This window comes from Streptomyces afghaniensis (genome assembly GCF_044327915.1).
GTDB lineage: Bacteria > Actinomycetota > Actinomycetes > Streptomycetales > Streptomycetaceae > Streptomyces > Streptomyces afghaniensis.
On record NZ_JBIRGJ010000003.1, the window covers coordinates 231330 to 250467 of the forward strand.

At 69.6% G+C, this 19138-nt stretch carries 15 protein-coding genes; 5 read left to right on the top strand and 10 right to left on the bottom strand.

Features of this window, described 5'->3' with window-relative positions:
- Positions 1 to 7: 7 nt before the first annotated feature.
- The 7 genes from ACH4G3_RS11645 to ACH4G3_RS11675 form a co-directional block, all read right to left on the bottom strand.
- A complete protein-coding gene (locus ACH4G3_RS11645; protein ID WP_397624276.1) occupies positions 8 to 1039 on the bottom strand; it encodes a helix-turn-helix transcriptional regulator in 1032 nt (343 codons plus the stop codon).
- A gap of 210 nt (positions 1040 to 1249) precedes the next feature.
- The gene (locus ACH4G3_RS11650) at positions 1250 to 2359 is read right to left on the bottom strand and encodes a sugar ABC transporter substrate-binding protein (RefSeq protein ID WP_397624277.1); all 1110 of its coding nucleotides are present in this window, start codon (positions 2357 to 2359) and stop codon (positions 1250 to 1252) included.
- Positions 2360 to 2630: 271 nt separating this feature from the next.
- A complete protein-coding gene (locus tag ACH4G3_RS11655) occupies positions 2631 to 3083 on the bottom strand; it encodes a heat shock protein transcriptional repressor HspR (RefSeq protein ID WP_031142455.1) in 453 nt (150 codons plus the stop codon).
- A gap of 5 nt (positions 3084 to 3088) precedes the next feature.
- Positions 3089 to 4270: a molecular chaperone DnaJ gene (gene dnaJ, locus ACH4G3_RS11660; protein ID WP_397618365.1), complete on the bottom strand. Its 1182-nt coding sequence runs from the start codon at positions 4268 to 4270 to the stop codon at positions 3089 to 3091.
- Between the two features lie 36 nt (positions 4271 to 4306).
- A complete protein-coding gene (gene grpE, locus ACH4G3_RS11665; protein WP_397624278.1) occupies positions 4307 to 4966 on the bottom strand; it encodes a nucleotide exchange factor GrpE in 660 nt (219 codons plus the stop codon).
- Positions 4963 to 6825 carry a molecular chaperone DnaK gene (dnaK, locus tag ACH4G3_RS11670; RefSeq protein WP_354737138.1) on the bottom strand — a complete coding sequence of 621 codons (1863 nt, stop codon included), beginning with the start codon at positions 6823 to 6825 and terminating at the stop codon, positions 4963 to 4965. The genes grpE and dnaK overlap by 4 nt, the downstream gene beginning before the upstream one ends.
- Positions 6826 to 6919: 94 nt before the next feature.
- Positions 6920 to 7930 carry an MraY family glycosyltransferase gene (locus ACH4G3_RS11675; protein ID WP_397624279.1) on the bottom strand — a complete coding sequence of 337 codons (1011 nt, stop codon included), beginning with the start codon at positions 7928 to 7930 and terminating at the stop codon, positions 6920 to 6922.
- A 243-nt stretch (positions 7931 to 8173) separates the two neighbouring features.
- Between ACH4G3_RS11675 and ACH4G3_RS11680 the strand changes: the two genes are divergently transcribed.
- Positions 8174 to 10489 carry a (Fe-S)-binding protein gene (locus tag ACH4G3_RS11680; RefSeq protein ID WP_397624280.1) on the top strand — a complete coding sequence of 772 codons (2316 nt, stop codon included), beginning with the start codon at positions 8174 to 8176 and terminating at the stop codon, positions 10487 to 10489.
- A 96-nt stretch (positions 10490 to 10585) separates the two neighbouring features.
- On the opposite strand, the gene ACH4G3_RS11685 is transcribed toward ACH4G3_RS11680, so the two are convergent.
- The gene (locus ACH4G3_RS11685) at positions 10586 to 11611 is read right to left on the bottom strand and encodes a CPBP family intramembrane glutamic endopeptidase (protein WP_397624281.1); all 1026 of its coding nucleotides are present in this window, start codon (positions 11609 to 11611) and stop codon (positions 10586 to 10588) included.
- Between the two features lie 51 nt (positions 11612 to 11662).
- Positions 11663 to 12994, bottom strand: a complete 1332-nt coding sequence (locus tag ACH4G3_RS11690; RefSeq protein ID WP_397624282.1) for a hypothetical protein — start codon at positions 12992 to 12994, stop codon at positions 11663 to 11665.
- Positions 12995 to 13567: 573 nt separating this feature from the next.
- On the opposite strand from ACH4G3_RS11690, the gene ACH4G3_RS11695 reads away from it, so the two are divergent.
- From ACH4G3_RS11695 to ACH4G3_RS11705, 3 genes are all read left to right on the top strand, one after another.
- On the top strand, positions 13568 to 14827 hold the full coding sequence (locus ACH4G3_RS11695) for a nucleotide sugar dehydrogenase (protein WP_397624283.1): 1260 nt from the start codon (positions 13568 to 13570) through the stop codon (positions 14825 to 14827).
- Between the two features lie 87 nt (positions 14828 to 14914).
- Positions 14915 to 15088, top strand: coding sequence for a hypothetical protein (locus ACH4G3_RS11700; protein WP_020269611.1), 174 nt, complete (start codon positions 14915 to 14917; stop codon positions 15086 to 15088).
- Between the two features lie 41 nt (positions 15089 to 15129).
- Entirely contained in the window at positions 15130 to 16419 is a 1290-nt protein-coding gene (locus ACH4G3_RS11705; protein WP_397624284.1) for a glycosyltransferase family 2 protein, read from the top strand.
- Positions 16420 to 16480: 61 nt separating this feature from the next.
- On the opposite strand, the gene ACH4G3_RS11710 is transcribed toward ACH4G3_RS11705, so the two are convergent.
- Positions 16481 to 18523 carry a SpoIIE family protein phosphatase gene (locus tag ACH4G3_RS11710; protein WP_397624285.1) on the bottom strand — a complete coding sequence of 681 codons (2043 nt, stop codon included), beginning with the start codon at positions 18521 to 18523 and terminating at the stop codon, positions 16481 to 16483.
- A 259-nt stretch (positions 18524 to 18782) separates the two neighbouring features.
- On the opposite strand from ACH4G3_RS11710, the gene ACH4G3_RS11715 reads away from it, so the two are divergent.
- Positions 18783 to 19088: a hypothetical protein gene (locus ACH4G3_RS11715; protein WP_397624286.1), complete on the top strand. Its 306-nt coding sequence runs from the start codon at positions 18783 to 18785 to the stop codon at positions 19086 to 19088.
- Positions 19089 to 19138 lie beyond the last annotated feature (50 nt).

The following is a 19138-nucleotide window of genomic DNA, read 5'->3' on the forward strand; positions in this document are numbered from 1 at the left end:
GGGGGAGTCACCGGGGTGACCTCGTGGCACCGAGGGTCGGGGAGACAGCCGGCCGTGGCGGACCGTCCAGGCCCGCCTGTGCGATCCGCACCCCCAACTGCGTACGGCTCGCCGCCCCCAGCGTCTCCGACAGCCGGGCGATGTGTGCCCGGCACGTCCGCACGCTTATGCCCAGGCGTTCCGCGATGACGGCGTCCTGGTGCCCTTCCGCCAGCAGCGCCGCGATCGACTGCTCCCGGTGGGAGATGCCCTCGATGCCGGTGTCGGGCAGCGGCGCGGTCAGCGGGATGGCGAGGCGCCAGAGCCGCTCGAACACCGTGACGAGGTACTCGACGATCGCCGGGTGCCGTAGCTCCAGGGCCATCGTGCGGTCGGTGTTGGCGGGGATGAAGGCCACCGTCCGGTCGAAGAGGATCAGCCGGTCGATCACCTCGTCCAGCGTGCGGGCCTCCACCGCGTCGCCCATCAGCTCCAGGTAGTTCAGCAGCCCCTGCCCGTGCCGGGCGACATGCGTGTACAGGTCCCGCATCCGCACGCCCCGGCCGCGCAGCGCCAGCGCCCGGTGCAGCCCCTCGGAGAGTTCCGCCTCGCGCCGGATGCCGCCCGGCTGCACCGTGAGCACCTCGGTCGTGCACGCCTGGGTCGCCTCGTCCATCGCGGCCTGGATCCGGGCGAGTCCGTCCAGCACCCGGATCGCCGAGCCCTCGGCCGCGGGCGGGGCCGGCTGCACCTGGCGCCCCAGCCCGGCGTACCACTCGAACGCCGCCACGGCCGAACCCACCCGCCGCTGGCTCGCGCTGACCTCGTCGTACATCCCGCGCAGCAGCCGGGTCATGACCTCCTGCGGCGGGGTCGGCACCAGCCAGTCCATGTCGTCGGGGTCGGGGTGCAGCAGGGCGAGTTCCAGCAGACAGGGCACCGGATCAGCGTCCCGGCGCGGCACGCGGCCCCGCCGTACGGCCCGGGAATACACGCGATCCCCGGCCTCGCACAGTCGGTCGGCACCGTGTGGATGCTCCTCCGCCCCGTGCCCGGCCATCGCCGATCCCACCCCCGGTTTCGCCGTCTTCCGCAGCGCAACTATGCGCGGACGGGACCTGCTCCGCAACACGGCTCCCCGCACCGCCCTCGCCGGAAAACACCGGTACGCACCGGTATTTCCGCGGCTCAGCTCGTCACGTTGCAACAAATGGCCGGTGGGCGACCTGAAAGGCGGCAGACAGCAGAGGGCAGACGGCAGGCGGATCGGCTACTTGAGGCCGATCGCCTCGCAAGCCGACTCGTACTTCGCCGTGCAGATGTCCGACAGCTTGTAGATGTCGTCGGCGACGACCGTGTCCTTGATGTTGGACTTCGTCAGGGCGACCACCGGCACGAGGTGGGCGGGAATGCCCTTGTGGGTGGGGCTGTCGACCTTGTCGCGGGCGAGGGCGGCGAACTGGATGTCCCGGCCCTGAACCTTGGCCACGGCCATCTCCGCGGCGTTCTCGGCCTCCTGCGGGTACGACTTGTACACGCTCATGTACTGGTCGCCGGTGATGATCCGCTGCACCGCCGGGAGCTCCGCGTCCTGTCCGGTGATCGGCGGCAGGTCGGTCACGCCCGCGGCCTCCAGCGCCTTGACGATGCCGCCCGCCATGCCGTCGTTGGCGGAGTACACCGCGGCGATGTCGTCCTTGCCGATCTTCTGGATCGCCTCGGCCATGTTGGCCTCGGCGTTCTCCGGCTTCCAGTCCTTGGTGTCGAAGGACTGCGCGATCGTCACCTTGCCGTTCAGCTCGGACATCGCACCGGCCTTGAACTGCTTGGCGTTCGGGTCCGTCGGCGAGCCGTTCATCATCACGATCTTGTCGGAGAGGCTCGCCTTCTCGCCGATCGCCTCCAGCAGGGTGCGCCCCTGGACCTCGCCGACCAGTTCGTTGTCGAAGGAGATGTACGCGTCGATCGGGCCCTCGGCCAGCCGGTCGTAGGCGATGACCGGGATGCCGGCGTCCTTGGCCTTCTTCACTCCGCCGGCGATGGCGTGCGCGTCGACGGCGTCCAGCAGGATCACGTCGACCCGGTCGTCGATCATCTGCTGCAGCTGGGCCGCCTGCGTGTCGGCGCTCGCTTCGGCGTTGGCGTACTCGACGCGTCCCCGGTCGTTGGTGAGGGACTCGACCTTCCTCTTGATGATGGGGTAGTCGAAGTTCTCGTACCGGGTGTTCGCCTTCTCCGGGAGCAGCAGGCCCACCGTGATGTCGTTGCCCTTGGTCGGGCTCGCCTCGTCGCTGCTCCCTGTCGCGTTGAGCACGCCGCAGCCGGCGAGCGTGACGGACATCGTGGCCGCGGCCACGGATATGGAGATACGACGGCGCATGCGGGAGCTCACTTCGCGTGTGATTCGGACGTGGGCACACTTTGTGGCCCATGTGACTGAAAAGCCAACGTTGCTGCGCCCCCCAGCGTCAAGCGGAACCACTTAACGAGATGACAACACCACGCTCCGCAGCACTTGTGAAGACTGTGCGGAATCACCTCCAAGTGACGTGCACCATCCGGTCATCCACAGGAGGCCCGGCGGAAACGCCCCAAGACATACGAAAAGGGCCGGGAGTGTTCTCCCGGCCCTTTCCGCAGGCGTACGCGCGTCAGTCCGACTGCTGCTGCCGTTTCGGCCGCCACACGACCAGCGCGCTGGTCTGCTGGACCTCCTGGTACGGCACCAGGTCTCGGCGGTACGACGCGTGCACCGCCGCCTCGCGCTGCCGCATGGCCGCCGCCGCGCCGTCGAGCGCGTCCTCCAGCTCGGCCACCCGGGCCTGGAGCGCGGCGACCTGGTTCTCCAGTTCGATGATGCGCTTGATGCCCGCCAGGTTGATGCCCTCGTCCTGCGACAACTGCTGGACGGTGCGCAGCAGTTCGATGTCGCGGGCCGAGTAGCGGCGGCCCCGGCCGGCGGTGCGGTCCGGAGACACCAGGCCCAGACGGTCGTACTGGCGCAGGGTCTGCGGGTGCAGGCCGGACAGCTGGGCCGCCACCGAGATGACGTAGACCGGGGTCTCCTCGGTCAGTTCATACGGGTTGCGTCGACGACCGTCCATCTGACTCATGCTCCCTTCGCGGCCTGGAACAGCTCCGCCCGCGGATCCTCACCCGCGGTCGCCTCGCGATACGCCTCGAGCGCGTCACGAGCCTTCCCCGTCAGGTCCTTCGGAACACTCACCTCGACGGTGACCAGGAGGTCGCCGCGGGTGCCGTCCTTGCGGACCGCGCCCTTGCCCCGGGCGCGCATGGTGCGGCCGTTGGGCGTGCCGGGCGGCAGCTTCAGCGTGACGGGCGGGCCGCCCAGCGTCGGCACCCGGACCTCGCCGCCGAGGGCCGCCTCGGCGAAGGTCACCGGGACGGTGACGGTGAGGTTGTCGTCCTTGCGGCCGAACACCGGGTGGGAGTCGACGTGCACGACCACGTACAGGTCGCCCGCCGGGCCGCCGCGCTCGCCCGGCGCTCCCTTGCCGCGCAGCCGGATCCGCTGGCCGTCGCTGACGCCCGCGGGGATGCGCACCTGCATGGTCCGCGAGGACTTGGCCCGGCCGCTGCCCTTGCAGACCTCGCAGGCGTTCTCTGCGATCAGGCCGCGGCCCTTGCAGTCCGGGCAGGGGTCGGTGAGGGAGAAGCCACCGCCGCTGCCCCGGGCGACCTGCCCGGTGCCGACGCAGGTCGGGCACACCCGCGGTGTGCCGTTCTTGTCACCGGTGCCCGAGCAGGCCTTGCAGGGCGACTGCGAGGACATCCGCAGCGGGACGGTCGCGCCCTCGATCGCCTCGGTGAAGCTCAGCGTGACCTCGGACTCGATGTCCTGGCCGCGCCGCGGATGCGTGCGCGTCCCCGCGCCCGCGCCGCCACGGTTGAACAGGCCCCCGAAGACGTCACCGAGTCCACCGCCGAAACCGCCGGCTCCCTGGCCGCCGCCCGGGGCGCCTCCGAAGAGGTCGCCCAGGTCGAAGTTGAAGGAGCCGCCGCCCGCGCCGGGCCCCGGGCGGAAGCCGCCGTTGCCGAAGAGGGCGCGTGCCTCGTCGTACTCCTTGCGCTTCTTGGGATCGCCGAGGATGTCGTTGGCCTCGGAGATCTCCTTGAAGCGCTCCTCCGCCTTGACGTTGCCCTTGTTGGCGTCCGGGTGGTACTCGCGGGCGAGCTTCCGGTACGCCTTCTTGATCTCGGCCTCGGTGGCGTCCTTGGGGACGCCGAGGACCTTGTAGTAGTCCTTCTCGATGAAGTCCTTGGTGCTCATCCTCGACGCCCCTCCTTCCCTTCGTCCGCTATGACGTCAGCCCTCTTCCGGGCCACCGCTCTCCTTGTCGTCGGCTTCGGCGGTCTCGTCCGCCTTGACCGTCTGCGCTCCCGGCTGGGGCTCGGCCACCGCCACCCGCGCGGGGCGGATGGTGCGCTCGCCGATCCGGTACCCGGGCTGCAGGATCGCGACGCACGTCGTCTCGGTGACGTCCGGTGCGTAGCTGTGCATCAGGGCTTCGTGGATCGTCGGGTCGAAGGGCTCGCCCTCCTTGCCGAACTGCTGGAGGCCCATCTTGGCCGCCGTGCTCTCCAGCGACTCGGCGACGGACTTGAAGCCGCCGACCAGCTCGCCGTGTTCACGCGCGCGGCCGATGTCGTCGAGCACGGGCAGGAGCTCGGTCAGGAGGTTCGCGATGGCGATCTCCTTGACCGCGATCCGGTCGCGCTCGACCCGGCGGCGGTAGTTCTGGAACTCGGCCTGGAGGCGCTGGAGGTCCGCCGTGCGCTCGCTGAGCGCCGTGCGGGCCTGGTCCAGCTGGGCCACCAGAGCCACGTCCTGGCCCGTGTCCCCGGCCGGGGCCGCCCCCTCCTCCGTGGAGGGGGAGTCGGCGGCCTTCGGCTCGGCGTCTTCGGAGGTGGCGCCGGAAGGGACGTCGGGCTGCTGCTCGTCGAAGCCCGGGGTCTCCTCCGTCACGCGGCACCGTCCTTCCGCTCGTCGTCCACGATCTCGGCGTCCACGACGTCGTCGTCGGCCTTGGCGTCACCGGCACCGGCGCCCGCGTCGGCTCCGGCGGAGGCGCCGCCGGCGGCCTGCGCGGCGTTCGCGTCGGCGTACATGGCCTGGCCGAGCTTCTGCGAGACGGCCGCGACCTTCTCCGTGGCGGTGCGGATCTCGGCCGTGTCCTCGCCCTTGAGCTTCTCCTTCAGCTCGGCGACGGCTTCCTCGACCTCGGTCTTGATCTCGCCGGGGACCTTGTCCTCGTTGTCCTTGAGGAACTTCTCGGTCTGGTAGACGAGCTGCTCGCCCTGGTTGCGGGACTCGGCGGCCTCGCGGCGCTTGTGGTCCTCCTCCGCGTACTGCTCGGCCTCCTGGCGCATGCGGTCGACCTCGTCCTTCGGCAGCGAGGAGCCGCCGGTGACGGTCATCTTCTGCTCCTTGCCCGTGCCCAGGTCCTTCGCGGTCACGTGCATGATGCCGTTGGCGTCGATGTCGAAGGAGACCTCGATCTGCGGGACGCCGCGGGGCGCCGGGGGCAGACCGGTCAGCTCGAACATCCCGAGCTTCTTGTTGTACGCCGCGATCTCGCGCTCGCCCTGGTAGACCTGGATCTGCACGGACGGCTGGTTGTCCTCGGCCGTCGTGAAGATCTCGGACCGCTTGGTCGGGATCGTGGTGTTGCGCTCGATGAGCTTGGTCATGATGCCGCCCTTGGTCTCGATACCGAGGGACAGCGGGGTGACGTCGAGGAGCAGGACGTCCTTGACCTCGCCCTTGAGGACACCGGCCTGCAGGGCGGCGCCGATGGCGACGACCTCGTCCGGGTTGACGCCCTTGTTGGCGTCCTTGCCGCCGGTCAGCTCCTTGACGAGCTCGGCGACGGCGGGCATACGGGTCGAGCCGCCGACCAGGACGACGTGGTCGATCTCGCTGATGGAGATGCCGGCGTCCTTGATGACGTTGTGGAACGGCGTCTTGCAGCGCTCCAGGAGGTCCGCGGTCAGCTGCTGGAACTGGGCGCGGGTGAGCTTCTCGTCGAGGTGCAGGGGGCCCTCGGCGGAGGCGGTGATGTAGGGCAGGTTGATCGAGGTCTCGGTGGACGAGGACAGCTCGATCTTCGCCTTCTCGGCGGCCTCGCGCAGACGCTGCAGGGCCATCTTGTCCTTGCCCAGGTCCACGCCGTGGCCGGACTGGAACTGCTGGACCAGGTAGTCGACGATGCGCTGGTCCCAGTCGTCACCACCGAGGTGGTTGTCGCCGTTGGTGGCCTTCACCTCGACGACACCGTCGCCGATCTCCAGCAGCGAGACGTCGAACGTACCGCCACCGAGGTCGAAGACCAGGATGGTCTGGTCGTCCTTGTCGAGGCCGTACGCCAGCGCGGCCGCGGTGGGCTCGTTGACGATGCGCAGCACGTTCAGACCGGCGATCTCGCCGGCCTCCTTCGTGGCCTGGCGCTCGGAGTCGTTGAAGTACGCCGGGACGGTGATGACCGCGTCGGTCACCTTCTCGCCCAGGTAGGACTCGGCGTCCCGCTTCAGCTTCTGGAGCACGAAGGCGCTGATCTGCTGCGGGTTGAAGGGCTTCCCGTCCAGCTCGATCTTCCAGTCGGTGCCCATGTGCCGCTTGACCGAGCGAATGGTCCGGTCCACGTTGGTGACCGCCTGACGCTTGGCCACCTCTCCGACGAGCACCTCACCGTTCTTGGCGAAGGCGACGACGGACGGCGTGGTCCTGGCGCCCTCGGCGTTGGTGATGACGGTGGGCTCGCCGCCCTCCAGAACGCTGACGACGGAGTTAGTCGTGCCCAGGTCGATGCCGACCGCACGTGCCATGGTTGATTCCTCCAGCTGACTTGAGTGGAACGGACTCAAGTGTGCACGACGGCTCCCAACCGGTCAACAGAGCTGAGTCGACCTGGCTCAACTCTTATCCGTTCCTTACACGCAACGGCGCTCTGACCTGCGGCGACACAGCGCGTCGATCGGCGTACACGGGGACACACAAAAGGGCGAACACCACCAGGAGGGCCCCTCCCGCCACCCACCACAGGGCGTCACCCCCGACCCGGCCGAGGTGCGCGAGTACCCCGACGAGCGCCGCGGAGAACGCGCCGGCCCCCAGCAGCAGAGCCGCCCCCGGCGCGGTCAGCCCGATCCGCCGCAGCCGGTGCGCGAGATGGTCCGGCCCGCTGCGGACGACGGGCCGCCCGCCCAACCGCCGCGAGAGCAGGACGAGCACGGCATCGGCACCCACCACCGCGGTCAGCGCGAACAGCACCCCGGCGCTCTCCCCGACGCCGAACCCCGCGCGGACATGCACGGCACTCATGGCGATCACGAACCCCGCGGACATGGACCCGCAACTCCCCAGCGCCACGCGCGCGGGGTGCCAGTTGTGCAGCAGGAACCCGGTCAGCGCGGCGGCCAGCACGCTCATCAGCACCGCGATCCCGTCCATCACGTCGACGGCGGCGCAGGCCGCCACCGCGAACGCCGCGAGGACCCCGGCCGTCCCAGCGAGCCCGTCGGCATGGTCGAGCCCCCGGAACCCGAAGGTCACCCCGACGACCCACAGGGCCCCCAGCACCCCGGTCCCCACGCCCGCCTCCGCGTACGGCACGACACACGCGGCCGCCACAGCCGTACCGGCGACCAGCACCCGCCGCCGCAGCCGCCACACGTCGTCGATCAGCCCGAGCAGGGCGACGACGCCACCGGCGACGAGCAGCCCGCCGATCCCGCTCCCGGCCGACGCCCCGTCCCTGAGGGCGACGACCGACCCGGTGACGGCCACCACGGCCACGCCCCCGGACAGCGGCACCTCCCGCTGCCGTCGCCGGTCGAGGACGCGCAGGCGCAGGGCGGGGACCCGGAGGAGGGCCGCGAGCAGGGCGGTGAGGAGAAGGGCGGTGGCGGCGGCGACGATCCCGTAGAGCACGGATATAAGTTAGGCGTCACTATGACAATTCGGTATGAATAACACGACGGGATCACGACCGGATCGAGGGCATTTCCTGAGGCAACCCTGAGCGATTCAGATCACTGCCCACCCGGCTACAGTGCGGCGGAAGATAGGGGTAGTCTCAGACGGACTGCATAAGTTACCGCTTAGTAATCTCGGGGAACCCTTCCAAGAACGACCCGTTCCCCCGACAAACCCTCGCAGGCCCGAGGAGCCCCCATGCAACTCGCCGCGATCATCGTGTCGCTGGTCTTGACCGTGGTCGGCGTCGCGCTGCTCGCACGCGCGATCGGCCAGTTCGTCCGGTACTTCAAGCTGGGCCAGCCCGTGCCCGCCGGTACCCGGACCGACAACCCCTACCAGCGCAGCGTGACGCTGGTGAAGGAGTTCCTCGGCCACACGCGCATGAACCGGTGGGGCATCGTCGGTGTCGCCCACTGGTTCGTGGCGATCGGCTTCCTCACGCTGCCGCCGACGATCATCACCGCGTACGGCCAGCTGTTCCAGGCCGACTGGACGCTGCCGGTGCTCGGCGGCTTCCTCCCGTACGAGCTCTACATCGAGTTCATCGCCGCGATGACCACCCTCGGCATCGCGACCCTCATGGTCATCCGCCTGCTGAACCTGCCGTCGCGCCCGGGCCGCAAGTCCCGCTTCGCCGGCTCGAAGATGGGCCAGGCGTACTTCGTCGAGTACGTCATCCTCACGATCGGCCTGGCGATCTACGTCCTGCGGGGCCTGGAGGGCGCACTGCACCACGTGGAGGGATACGAGGCCGCGTACTTCGCCTCGTATCCGCTGGTCCTGGCCTTCAAGGGCCTGAGCGTGGCGGCGCTGCAGAACCTCGTCTACTTCTTCGCGATGATCAAGCTGGGCACGACCATGATCTGGATGATCACGGTCAGCCTGAACACCAACATGGGTGTCGCCTGGCACCGCTTCCTGGCGTTCCCGAACATCTGGTTCAAGCGCGAGGCGTCGGGCGGGACGGCCCTGGGTGCGCTCCAGCCCATGACGTCGGGCGGCGAGCCGATCGACTTCACCGACCCGGGTGAGGACGACGTCTTCGGCGTCTCCCAGGTCGAGCAGTTCTCCTGGAAGGGTCTGCTGGACTTCTCCACGTGCACCGAGTGCGGCCGCTGCCAGTCGCAGTGCCCGGCCTGGAACACGGGCAAGCCGCTCTCCCCGAAGCTGCTGATCATGTCGCTGCGCGACCACGCGCACGCCAAGGCGCCCTACCTGCTGGCCGGCGGCGGCAAGACGATGGAGGGCGAGGAGAAGGCGTCCGAGGAGCAGCTGGCCGGTGTGCCCGCCGCCGCCCTGGCGGAGGCCGAGCGCCCGCTGATCGGCACGGCCGAGGACAACGGCGTCATCGACCCGGACGTCCTGTGGTCCTGCACCACCTGCGGTGCCTGTGTCGAGCAGTGCCCGGTGGACATCGAGCACGTCGACCACATCGTCGACATGCGCCGCTACCAGGTGATGATCGAGTCCGCGTTCCCGTCCGAGGCGGGCACGATGCTCAAGAACCTGGAGAAGAAGGGCAACCCCTGGGGCCTGGCGAAGAAGCAGCGCCTGGAGTGGCTCAAGGAGGTCGACTTCGAGGTCCCGGTCGTCGGCAAGGACATCGAGGACCTGTCCGAGGTCGAGTACCTCTACTGGGTCGGCTGCGCCGGTGCCCTGGAGGACCGCGCGAAGAAGACCACGAAGGCCTTCGCGGAACTCCTCCACATCGCGGGCGTCAAGTTCGCCATCATGGGCGGCGACGAGAAGTGCACGGGCGACTCCGCCCGCCGCCTGGGTAACGAGCCCCTGTTCCAGGAGCTCGGCATGGAGAACGTCATGGCTCTGAACATGGCGTTCGGCGAGGAGATGGACGACGACGGCAAGGTGACGCCCGAGTCGCAGAAGCCGAAGTCCTCCAAGAAGATCGTCGCCACCTGCCCGCACTGCCTCAACACGCTCGGCAACGAGTACCCGCAGCTCGGCGGCGACTACGAGGTCATCCACCACACGCAGCTGCTCCAGCACCTGGTGGACGAGGGCAAGCTCATCCCGGTGACCCCGGTCGAGGGCATCATCACCTACCACGACCCGTGCTACCTGGGCCGCCACAACAAGATCTACACGCCCCCGCGCGAGATCATCGCCAGCGTCCCCGGCATCCGCAACGAGGAGATGCACCGCCACAAGGAGCGGGGCTTCTGCTGCGGCGCGGGTGGTGCGCGGATGTGGATGGAAGAGCGCATCGGCAAGCGCATCAACAACGAGCGGGTGGACGAGGCCCTGTCGGTCAACCCCGACATCGTCTCGACGGCCTGCCCGTTCTGCCTGGTCATGCTCACGGACTCCGTCAACGGCAAGAAGAACGACGGCAAGGCGAAGGAGTCCATCACGGTCGTGGACGTCGCCCAGCTCCTCCTGGACTCGGTGAAGACGCCGGTCCCCGCGGAGGGCGAGGACGACGACGGCGGCGAGCCGCCGGCGGGGACCGCGGACTCCGCGAATGCTCCGGAGCCGGAGCCGGTCAAGTAGACGGTGCTCCGGGTTGTTCCTGACGCCCCCTGTCCGAGTCATCGGGCGGGGGGCGTCGGCGTTCCACGGCTGCCGCTGCCGCAGGTCCGGGTCTTGCTACGGCCATGGTGAAGGCGGGACGTCACTGCCGGTGTGGCCGGGCGGGACCTCGAGCGTCGGGGCGCCCTGCGGTCGCAGGTGCGGCGCGGGCCATGAGGCGGGTGCGGGCACCGGCGGTGAGAGGTGCTGGGGCCGGTGACGTCGGGCGAGCCACAGTACGAGTCCGGCGTAGATCAGTGTCGTCGCCACGTCAGCGAGCGCGAGTTGCCAGGGTGAGTCGGCGGCGGTCTCGTCGGACGACAGCCCGTCGACGACCGCGGCGGCGACGCCGAAGGCCAGCAGGTTGTTCAGGACGTGCAGGGCGACGGCCGCCTCCAGGCCCCCGGTACGGAGGGTCAGCCACCCGGCGACCAGTCCGAAGACCAGCAGGCCGATGAAGCCCCACGTGGTGCCCCAGCCGTGGGCGGCGGCGAACAGCGGGGCCTGCGGGAGCACCGCGAACCAAGGAGAACGGACGAAAGCGCCGACCGTCTGCGTCAGCCAGCCCCGGAAGACGTACTCCTCGGCCGCGGCCTGCACCGGGACGAGGACAACCAGCACGGCCAGGGAGGTGAGGAACGACCGCCAGCCCACCCATGCGCCGAACTCCCCCGAGTCGGTCCCGCTGCCGGGCAGGAGGGCGGCGGTCACCGCCAGCACGGCCACGGGGAGCACCGCGGCGAGGAGACACCGGGCCAGCCAGCGCCACCGCAACCGTCCCTCGACCGACGACAGGGTGCCCGGCGGTCGCCGCCCCGGCCACCACACGGCCAGCAGAATCAGGGGCAGGGCGATCGCGATGGACGTCAGGTCCAGGGCCGTGTTGGCGAGCGACCCGAAGTCATGCCCTCCGTCGGGCAGTTCACGGAGCCCGGCCGCTGCCCCGACTCCGTAGGAGAGGGCGAACAGCACGACGCTGAGTACAAGGTAGGCACCAAGGAACAGCAGAGTGCCGAGCAGGGGCCGCCACCAGCGGTGACGGCCGGTGGAGTGGTCCATGCGGTGGTAGGCGAGGCCCGTGGGGTGCGGTAACGGTGCTGTCATGATCCCTACTATGCAGTGACCGGTCAGGGCCTCCACCTGCTGTCGCTTACGTCAGCGGCGCACCTTCACGACCTCCGACGTCGCCCCGCGGAACGACTCCGTCGCCTCGAACACCGCGCGGAAGTAGCCCCGCCGCGCATCGGCGATGTCGGCCGAGAAGGCGTGACCGCCGCTACCCGACCAGGTCGCCTCCGTCGTGAGCAGGTCCGTCCACTTCGCGCCGTCACGCGAGTACTGGATGTGCACCGGGATGGTGGCCGGCGTCCAGCCGTCGGGGAAGTCCATCAGACCCTCGACGTGCACGCCGCGGTCCTGTGTGCGGGTCGCCGAGAACGAGGTGAAGACCGAGGCGCGCAAGACGGTGATCTCGGCGCTGTTCGAGGAGGCTGAGGCGATGAACGGGTCGTCGCTGTGCGACGCCACACGGAAGGTGCCGGTCTCCCACGGTGTGTGGGTGAAGCTGACCTTGCCGTCCGCACCGGTGGTGAAGTAGCCGACGCTGGCCCAGTGGGTGCCGGAGGAGGCCTCGTAGAGCACGCCGCCGCTCTGGCCCTCGAACGGGACCCAGCCCTGCGGGGTCTCGCGCTCCAGCGTCGCCGTGACGGTGACGTCCTGGCCGTAGTCGATCGTCCGGGCCTGGGCCGGGGCCTGGATGGTCCAGCGCGTGGCCACCTGCCGGATGCCGATCCGCGTCGACTCGGACTCGCCGTACAGGACGAACGGGTGAGCCGTGTCGTGCCGGTAGACGGCCTGGACCGGTACCGCGTCGTTCACGGTGACCGTGCCGGAGAAGCGTCCCTCGGCGTCGGTGCGGACGGTGTTCTCCGTCCAGTTGTCCACGTCGAGATCCACCCGGTGGTCCGCCAGGGGCTTCAGCTCGCGGGTCCCCGGCCAGCGTCCCTTCAGCGTGCCGTCGACGCGCACCTCGCGGTGGTCGGTGTCGATCTCCGTACGGTCGGGGCGCACGTCCTCGAACACCGCCGCGACGTAATAGGCGAGCGTGCCCGCGGAGTTGTCGACGGTGTGGTCACCGTCGGCGTCCGTGGTTTCGACGCGGACGGTGTAACTGCCCAGGGCCGGAAGGTCCAGCGGCTGCTTCGTGCGCCACACGCCGTTGTCCGGTGTGCCCGAGGCGAGGCCGAACGCGTCGTTCTCCACGACGGCGACTTCCTGCTGGGTGGCGGCGGAGACGATGTGCGCCTTGATCGCCGTGATGGCGCTGTCGGAGCTGATACCGACTTCCAGCGTGCCGAGGTCGTCCGAGACGCTGTCCGCCCACCGGACGTCAGGAGCCTGACCTTCCGCGGCGTTCGCCGCCGGAGTGCCGGTCAACAGGAGTGCGACGGTCCCGATGGCGGCCCAGGCCGCCCGAGTTCTGAACAAGGTCCCCCCCACAGGGATTGAGTCGAAAGCCTTTTCTATCGCACTGCGGTGACAGTGGGCCCGTGAGTTTCGCGGGGGTGGTACAGGGGGCGCACGTGGTGGCGTGCGGGACTTCGCGAGTGCATCCGACCGTGCCTCGCTTCCAGGAAGTGCACCGCACTGGAAATGTGAAGATCAATTTTCGGTACCTTGTCGCGTCGACACTTCGCACGCCCCGCGCTTGACCTCCGCAAATATGCGATCGCGGCGCGCCGGAGCAGGTCGCGGACAGCCTCGCCAACAGCACTTGACCCCGCGTCACTCCTCAACGCACCGCACCCTCGGCAGCGTTCGCGGATATCGAAACAGTAAACAGGGTTCCGTTCAGCGAATTTTTGTTGAACCATGAAGGTCCACAAATGAGGGGGGTTTGTGAAGATCACTGGTTGCGCTTTGCGCACGCTCGGGCAGGGGGCCCTGGCAGACCGGTGACGCGGTGGTGGTGCCGTTCCCACACCGCTTCTCACGCAGTACCACGCCACGGCCGCCTGCTTCAGGAACGGGCGGCCGTACTTCAGGGTTGAGGAAACCACCATGCACGTATGTGTGCTGGGGCAGGGCTATGTCGGCCTGCCCCTGGCCGTGAGGGCCGCCGAGGTCGGGCACACCGTCACCGGCTACGAGCCCGACCGGGCGCGTTGCGCGGCACTGGCCGCCGGGTCGTCGTACGTCGAGGACATCGGTGACGACCGGCTTCAGGCAGTGCTCGGTTCGGATGCGTATTACGCGAGCTCCGACCCGCAGGACCTCAAGGGGTTCGACGTCGCGGTCATCACCGTCCCCACGCCGCTCACCGACCGCGCCCCGGACCTGAGTTGCGTACGGGACGCCGGTCGCGTGCTCGCCGAGTGGATCGAGCCGGGCGCCACCGTCGTCCTGGAGTCGACCACCCACCCCGGTACCACCCGTGACGTGCTCGTCCCGCTGCTGGAGGAGGGCTCCGGGCTCGTCGCCGGGCGGGACTTCCACGTCGGGTTCAGTCCCGAGCGCATCGACCCGGGCAACGCCGACTGGCGGCTGGAGAACACGCCGAAGATCGTCGCCGGGCTGACCGAGGGCTGTCTGGGGCGGGTGAAGGAGTTCTACGACACCGTCACCGACGTCACCGTGCCCGCCTCGGGGCTCGAAGAGGCCGAGCTGGCCAAGGTGTTCGAGAACACCTACCGGCACGTCAACATCGCCCTGGTCAACGAGCTGTCGCGGATGGCTCACACGCTGGGCGTGGACGTGTGGCACACGCTGGAGCTGGCCGCGACCAAGCCGTTCGGGTTCACCAGGTTCCTGCCCGGGCCCGGGGTCGGCGGGCACTGTCTGCCCATCGACCCGGTCTACCTCAGCCATCACGTCAAGGCACGGCACGGGCAGACCTTCCGGCTCATCGAGCTGGCCCAGGACATCAACGAGAGCCAGCCGGACTACGTGGTGCGCCGGCTGCAGGACGCCCTCAGCCGACGCTTCCGGCGGAGCGTGCACGGGGCGCGTGTCCTCGCACTCGGGGCCGCCTACAAGCCGGGCACCTCGGACGCCCGTCAGTCGCCGGCCGTCGAAGTCACCGACCGGCTGCGGGCCATGGGGGCGGACGTCACCGTCGTGGACCCCTATCTGCCGGTGGCGGACGGCGGTTGCCGCGAGATCCCCTTCGGCGCGGGAACGGACACCGTCGGTGACTTCGACGCCGTCGTCCTGCTCACCCCGCACGGCGAGTTCGACCTCGCCCGGCTCGCCGCCGAGGCCGCCTACGTGCTCGACACCCGTGGCGTCATGGCCGCCGCACCCCACATCGAACGGCTCTAGAGAGCCCTGGAAACTCCGGAACCCCCGGAAGCGAAACTCCGGAATCCCCGGAAGAACTCCGGAATTCCTGGAAGAAAGAGGAACAACATGTACGGACAGAACGGTGTGGGCGCCGCGATCGGGACCGCCACCGGCGGAGCCGCCCTGGCCGCCACCGGCGGAACGGCGCTCGGGTGGATCGTGCTGGGAGCCATGCTCCTCGTGATCGGCGGCGTCGCGGTGTTCCGCACGGCGACCCGCGGCAAGCGAGTGACCGCTTGAGCGCCTTGCCGGGCCGCGCCTCACGGATGAGGTTCACGGTGGTGACGACCGTGGTGGTGGCGGCTCTGGCCGCTGCCACCGTGGTGGTGCACCTCCAGTCCAAGAGCCCGATCCTGACGTTCTACTGGTGGCTGGGCATGTCGGTGATCGTGCTCTGCCTGGTCTCGTTCCTGAAGGGCCGGTCCTTCACCCACCTCCCGGTCGCTCCGGGCCGGACCGTGGCGATCATCCCGGCCTTCGAGGAGCCCTCGGAGAACCTGCACCGCACGGTGCGGTCGCTGCTGGCGCAGACACACCCGGTCGACGAGATCCATGTCATCGACGACGGCTCCCGGCAGCACCCCGTGGAACCCTTCGACCACCCCCGGGTCTTCTGGCACCGGCAGGAGAACAAGGGCAAGCGCGGGGCGCAGGTCACCGTGCTGCGGCACCTCCAGGAGCAGCACAAGCACTTCGACTACGTCCTCACCATCGACTCCGACGGCGAGCCCTTCCCCGACGCGCTCGAACACCAGCTGCGGGCCATGAGCAACCCGCGGATCCAGGCCACCACCGGCATGATCTACATCCGCAACTTCGAGGAGACCTGGGTCTCGCGGGCCGCCGACATCGACATCGGCACCTCCTGCGTGATGATGCGCTCCTCGCGCTCCATGCTCGGAGCCCTGGAGACGACCTCGGGCGCGCTCGCGCTCTACCGGGCCGAGCTGCTCTACGACCACCTGGACGCCTACGAGGTGGAGTGCGGCACGGGCGACGACCGCTGGCTGGCACTGAGGGCACTCATGCGCGGCGAGGTCGTGGCCGTCAACGAGGCCGGCGTCATCACCGACATGCCGACGACGCTGAGGAAGACCTACCGGCAGCGGCTGCGCTGGGCCCGGTCGTGGTGGTGGATGCTGCCGTTCGTGTACGCGCGGCTGTCGCTGAAGCAGCTCATATCGCCGACCTTCGGGCTGCTCCAGCTCGTCGTCACGCCGGTGATGCTGGCCTGGATCGTCGTCATGACGCTCCTGACCCTGGGCGGGCGGTACCACAACCCGGGCATCGCCCTGGTGTACCTGGCCGTGTACCTGGTGGTCCGGTTCGGCCAGTCCGGGCTCTACGTGCTCATGCGGCCGGACATGACGGCTCGCCAGCGGTGGCGCTCCTGGCTCGTCGGCACCCCGACCGCCGTCTTCATGAACATCGTGCTGCTCTGCCCCACCCGCTACTGGGCCCTGTTCAAGCTCCGCGACAACGCCTGGCAGTCGCGCGGTCTGACGGCGAAGACGGCGCTGCCGAAGGGTGGCCGTCACCGTGCCGGTGCCGAGGACCTGCTGAACGCCTGACCGCCTCGTCGGGAATCCGGGGAGCGGCGTGCTCCGGCCGGCCGGCGAGCTGATCCGTGCGTCAGGCAGCGAGCAGTTTCGGCTCGCACCAGATGGTCTTCCCGACAGCGGCATGGCGGGTCCCCCACTTCTGGCTGAGCTGGGCGACGAGAAGCAGGCCACGGCCTCCCTCGTCGAATTCCCGGGCGCGGCGCAGGTGCGGGGCGGTGCTGCTGGCGTCGGAGACCTCGCAGATCAGTGCGGTGTCGCGGATCAGCCGTAGCTCGACCGGGGACTGGCCGTGCCGGATGGCATTGGTGACCAGTTCGCTGACCAGCAGTTCGGTGACGAAGGCCGCCTCCCACAGACCCCAGGTGTCGAGCTGTTCGACGGCGAGTTTCCGGGCACGTACCACCATGGCCGGGTCGGCGGGGATGTCCCAGACGGCGACCCGGTCCGCGGTGAGGGCGTGGGTGCGGGCCAGCAGCAAGGTGATGTCGTCGGCCATGTGGGGGGTCACCAGCGTCCGCATGACGGTGTCGCAGGCGGCTTCCAGTGACGGCGCCGGCAGCGCGAGGGCGTGACGCAACCCGGCCAGGCCGTCGTCGAGGTCGCGCTCACGCGACTGGACCAGGCCGTTGGAGTAGAGGGCCAGCACGCTGCCCGTCGGCGGGGAGAACTCCAGGCTCTCGAAGGGCAGGCCGCCCAGTCCGAGCGGCGGGCCCACGAACCCGTGCACCTGCTCGACCTTGCCGTCGGGGGTGAGGACGACGGGCAGCGGGTGACCGGCCGAGGCCACCGTGCAGCTCCGCGCGACCGGGTCGTACACCGCGTAGAGGCAGGTCGCTCCCAGTTCGCCGGCCGCCGCCGCGTCGCCTTCGGCTCTGCCCTCCTGCTGGTCGTCGGTGAGGTGCATGACCAGGTCGTCGAGGTGCGTGATGAGCTCGTCGGGCGGCAGGTCGACGTCGGCCAGGGTACGTACGGCGGTGCGTAGGCGGCCCATGGTGGCGCAGGCGTTGATGCCGTGCCCGACGACATCCCCCACGACGAGCGCGACCCGGCAGCCGGAGAGCGGAATCACGTCGTACCAGTCGCCGCCCACCCCGGCGGTCTGGGGGCCGGCGGGCAGGTAGCGGGAGGCCACGTCCACGGCCGTCTGCTCGGGCAGCCGCTGCGGCAGCAGACTGCGCTGGAGGGTCACCGCGGCATTCCGTTCACGGGTGTAACGGCGCGCGTTGTCGATGGCCACGGCGGTTTTGGCGGCCAGCTCCTCGGCGTCGGACAGATCGGCCCGGGTGAAGGGTTCGGCATGCCGGGCGCGCCAGAAGGTCACCGTGCCCAGCAGTACGCCCCGCCCTCGCAGCGGCACCGCGATCAGTGAGCGCATGCCGTGGTCGAGCACTGCCGCGGCGTCATCGGGGATCAGCGGCCGCCATGCCGTGGAGGCCTGCAGGTCGGGCACCAGGTGTGCACGCGCGTGGGAGGCGCCGTCGGCCGGCGGAACGACGAAGCTGTATCCCTCCAGTTCCCCCACGGGGTGGAGCGGATGGTGCTCGTCGATACCCGCTACGGCCACCCGCCGGACTTTCGTCCGGTCCTGCTTCAGTGCCTCCTCCGGCTCCTCGCCCGTCAGGACGGACAGCGCGAGGTCCACCGTGACGAAATCCGCGAACCGGGGCACCGCCACCTCGGTCAGCTTCCGCGCGGTCCGCTCGGCGTCGAGGGTGGTGCCGATGGCCATACCGGCGTCATGCAGCAGTTTCAGGCGGCCCTGAGCCCTCAGCGTCCGCCGCCGTTGCCTGCGGCCGCGAGCGGCCAGCTCCGACACGACGACACTGGTGACCAGCATCAGGAGCACCGTCCACCGGTCGTCGCTGCTCGCCACCGACAGCGATCCCCACGGGGAGATCAGGAAGTAGTCGAGCCAGACGGTGGCGGAAACCGCCGCGATCAGGCCGGCGACGCGGTATCCCTGCGCGGCCACGGCCACCACGACGGCCATCAGGACGAGGGCCGATTCGAAGTCGGGGAAGTCGGCCCGGAACGGCACCAGCGCAAGGCAGACGAGCAGCGGGGCCACCAGGGCACTTACCAGAGCGACCGAGCTGCCTCTGAGCTCTCGCATGGACCTAGCGTACCCACCCCATTCGGGACATACACGGCAGAAAAGGGCGATGGGCCCGGGCCGACAGCGGTGCGGACACCGTTATCACCCACCTCAAGAATTAACCGAACTCACGTACAACCCTTACGTCCCCACACAGGTCTCCTGATCGCCGACCACCGTGAACGCCCCGGCAACTCCCGGCGAACACGGCTCGTCCGGCCCTCCATCGACTGTGGATGTCCGCCAGGCATCCCCCGCATGCAGCAGGAGACCCCGCATGCAGCAGCACGACCGCCCGTCCGGGCGCCCGCCCGCAAGCGCTCGCCCCTTCCGGCGCCCCGGCCTGCGTCTCGCGCTCGCGACCGCCGCCGCGGCCGCGCTGACGGGCACGCTGCTCACGGCCACGGCCGGTACGGCGACGGCCGCTGACTCGACGCACGCCCCGAAGGCCGACCTCAACGGCGACGGCACCGGCGACGTGGCGTTCTCCGCCTCCGGCACCGATTCCCGCACCGTCTCCCCCAGCGCCTCGGGCGTCTCGACGACGGGCTACCCGAACTTCGGCGCGAACTTCGCCGACTGAGCCACCTCGCACCCCCGGGGCCCGGCCTCCCAGGTCCGGCCCCTTCCCAC

What these genes read in the sequence shown, in the direction of transcription:
- ACH4G3_RS11715 (WP_397624286.1), top strand. Translation starts at nt 18,783, where the DNA reads ATGCAGCAGCACGACCGCCCGTCCGGGCGCCCGCCCGCAAGCGCTCGC.
- dnaJ (WP_397618365.1), bottom strand. Translation starts at nt 4,270, where the DNA reads ATGAGCACCAAGGACTTCATCGAGAAGGACTACTACAAGGTCCTCGGC.
- ACH4G3_RS11655 (WP_031142455.1), bottom strand. Translation starts at nt 3,083, where the DNA reads ATGGACGGTCGTCGACGCAACCCGTATGAACTGACCGAGGAGACCCCG.
- ACH4G3_RS11710 (WP_397624285.1), bottom strand. Translation starts at nt 18,523, where the DNA reads ATGCGAGAGCTCAGAGGCAGCTCGGTCGCTCTGGTAAGTGCCCTGGTG.
- ACH4G3_RS11650 (WP_397624277.1), bottom strand. Translation starts at nt 2,359, where the DNA reads ATGCGCCGTCGTATCTCCATATCCGTGGCCGCGGCCACGATGTCCGTC.
- ACH4G3_RS11680 (WP_397624280.1), top strand. Translation starts at nt 8,174, where the DNA reads ATGCAACTCGCCGCGATCATCGTGTCGCTGGTCTTGACCGTGGTCGGC.
- dnaK (WP_354737138.1), bottom strand. Translation starts at nt 6,825, where the DNA reads ATGGCACGTGCGGTCGGCATCGACCTGGGCACGACTAACTCCGTCGTC.
- ACH4G3_RS11645 (WP_397624276.1), bottom strand. Translation starts at nt 1,039, where the DNA reads ATGGCCGGGCACGGGGCGGAGGAGCATCCACACGGTGCCGACCGACTG.
- ACH4G3_RS11700 (WP_020269611.1), top strand. Translation starts at nt 14,915, where the DNA reads ATGTACGGACAGAACGGTGTGGGCGCCGCGATCGGGACCGCCACCGGC.
- ACH4G3_RS11695 (WP_397624283.1), top strand. Translation starts at nt 13,568, where the DNA reads ATGCACGTATGTGTGCTGGGGCAGGGCTATGTCGGCCTGCCCCTGGCC.
- ACH4G3_RS11685 (WP_397624281.1), bottom strand. Translation starts at nt 11,611, where the DNA reads ATGACAGCACCGTTACCGCACCCCACGGGCCTCGCCTACCACCGCATG.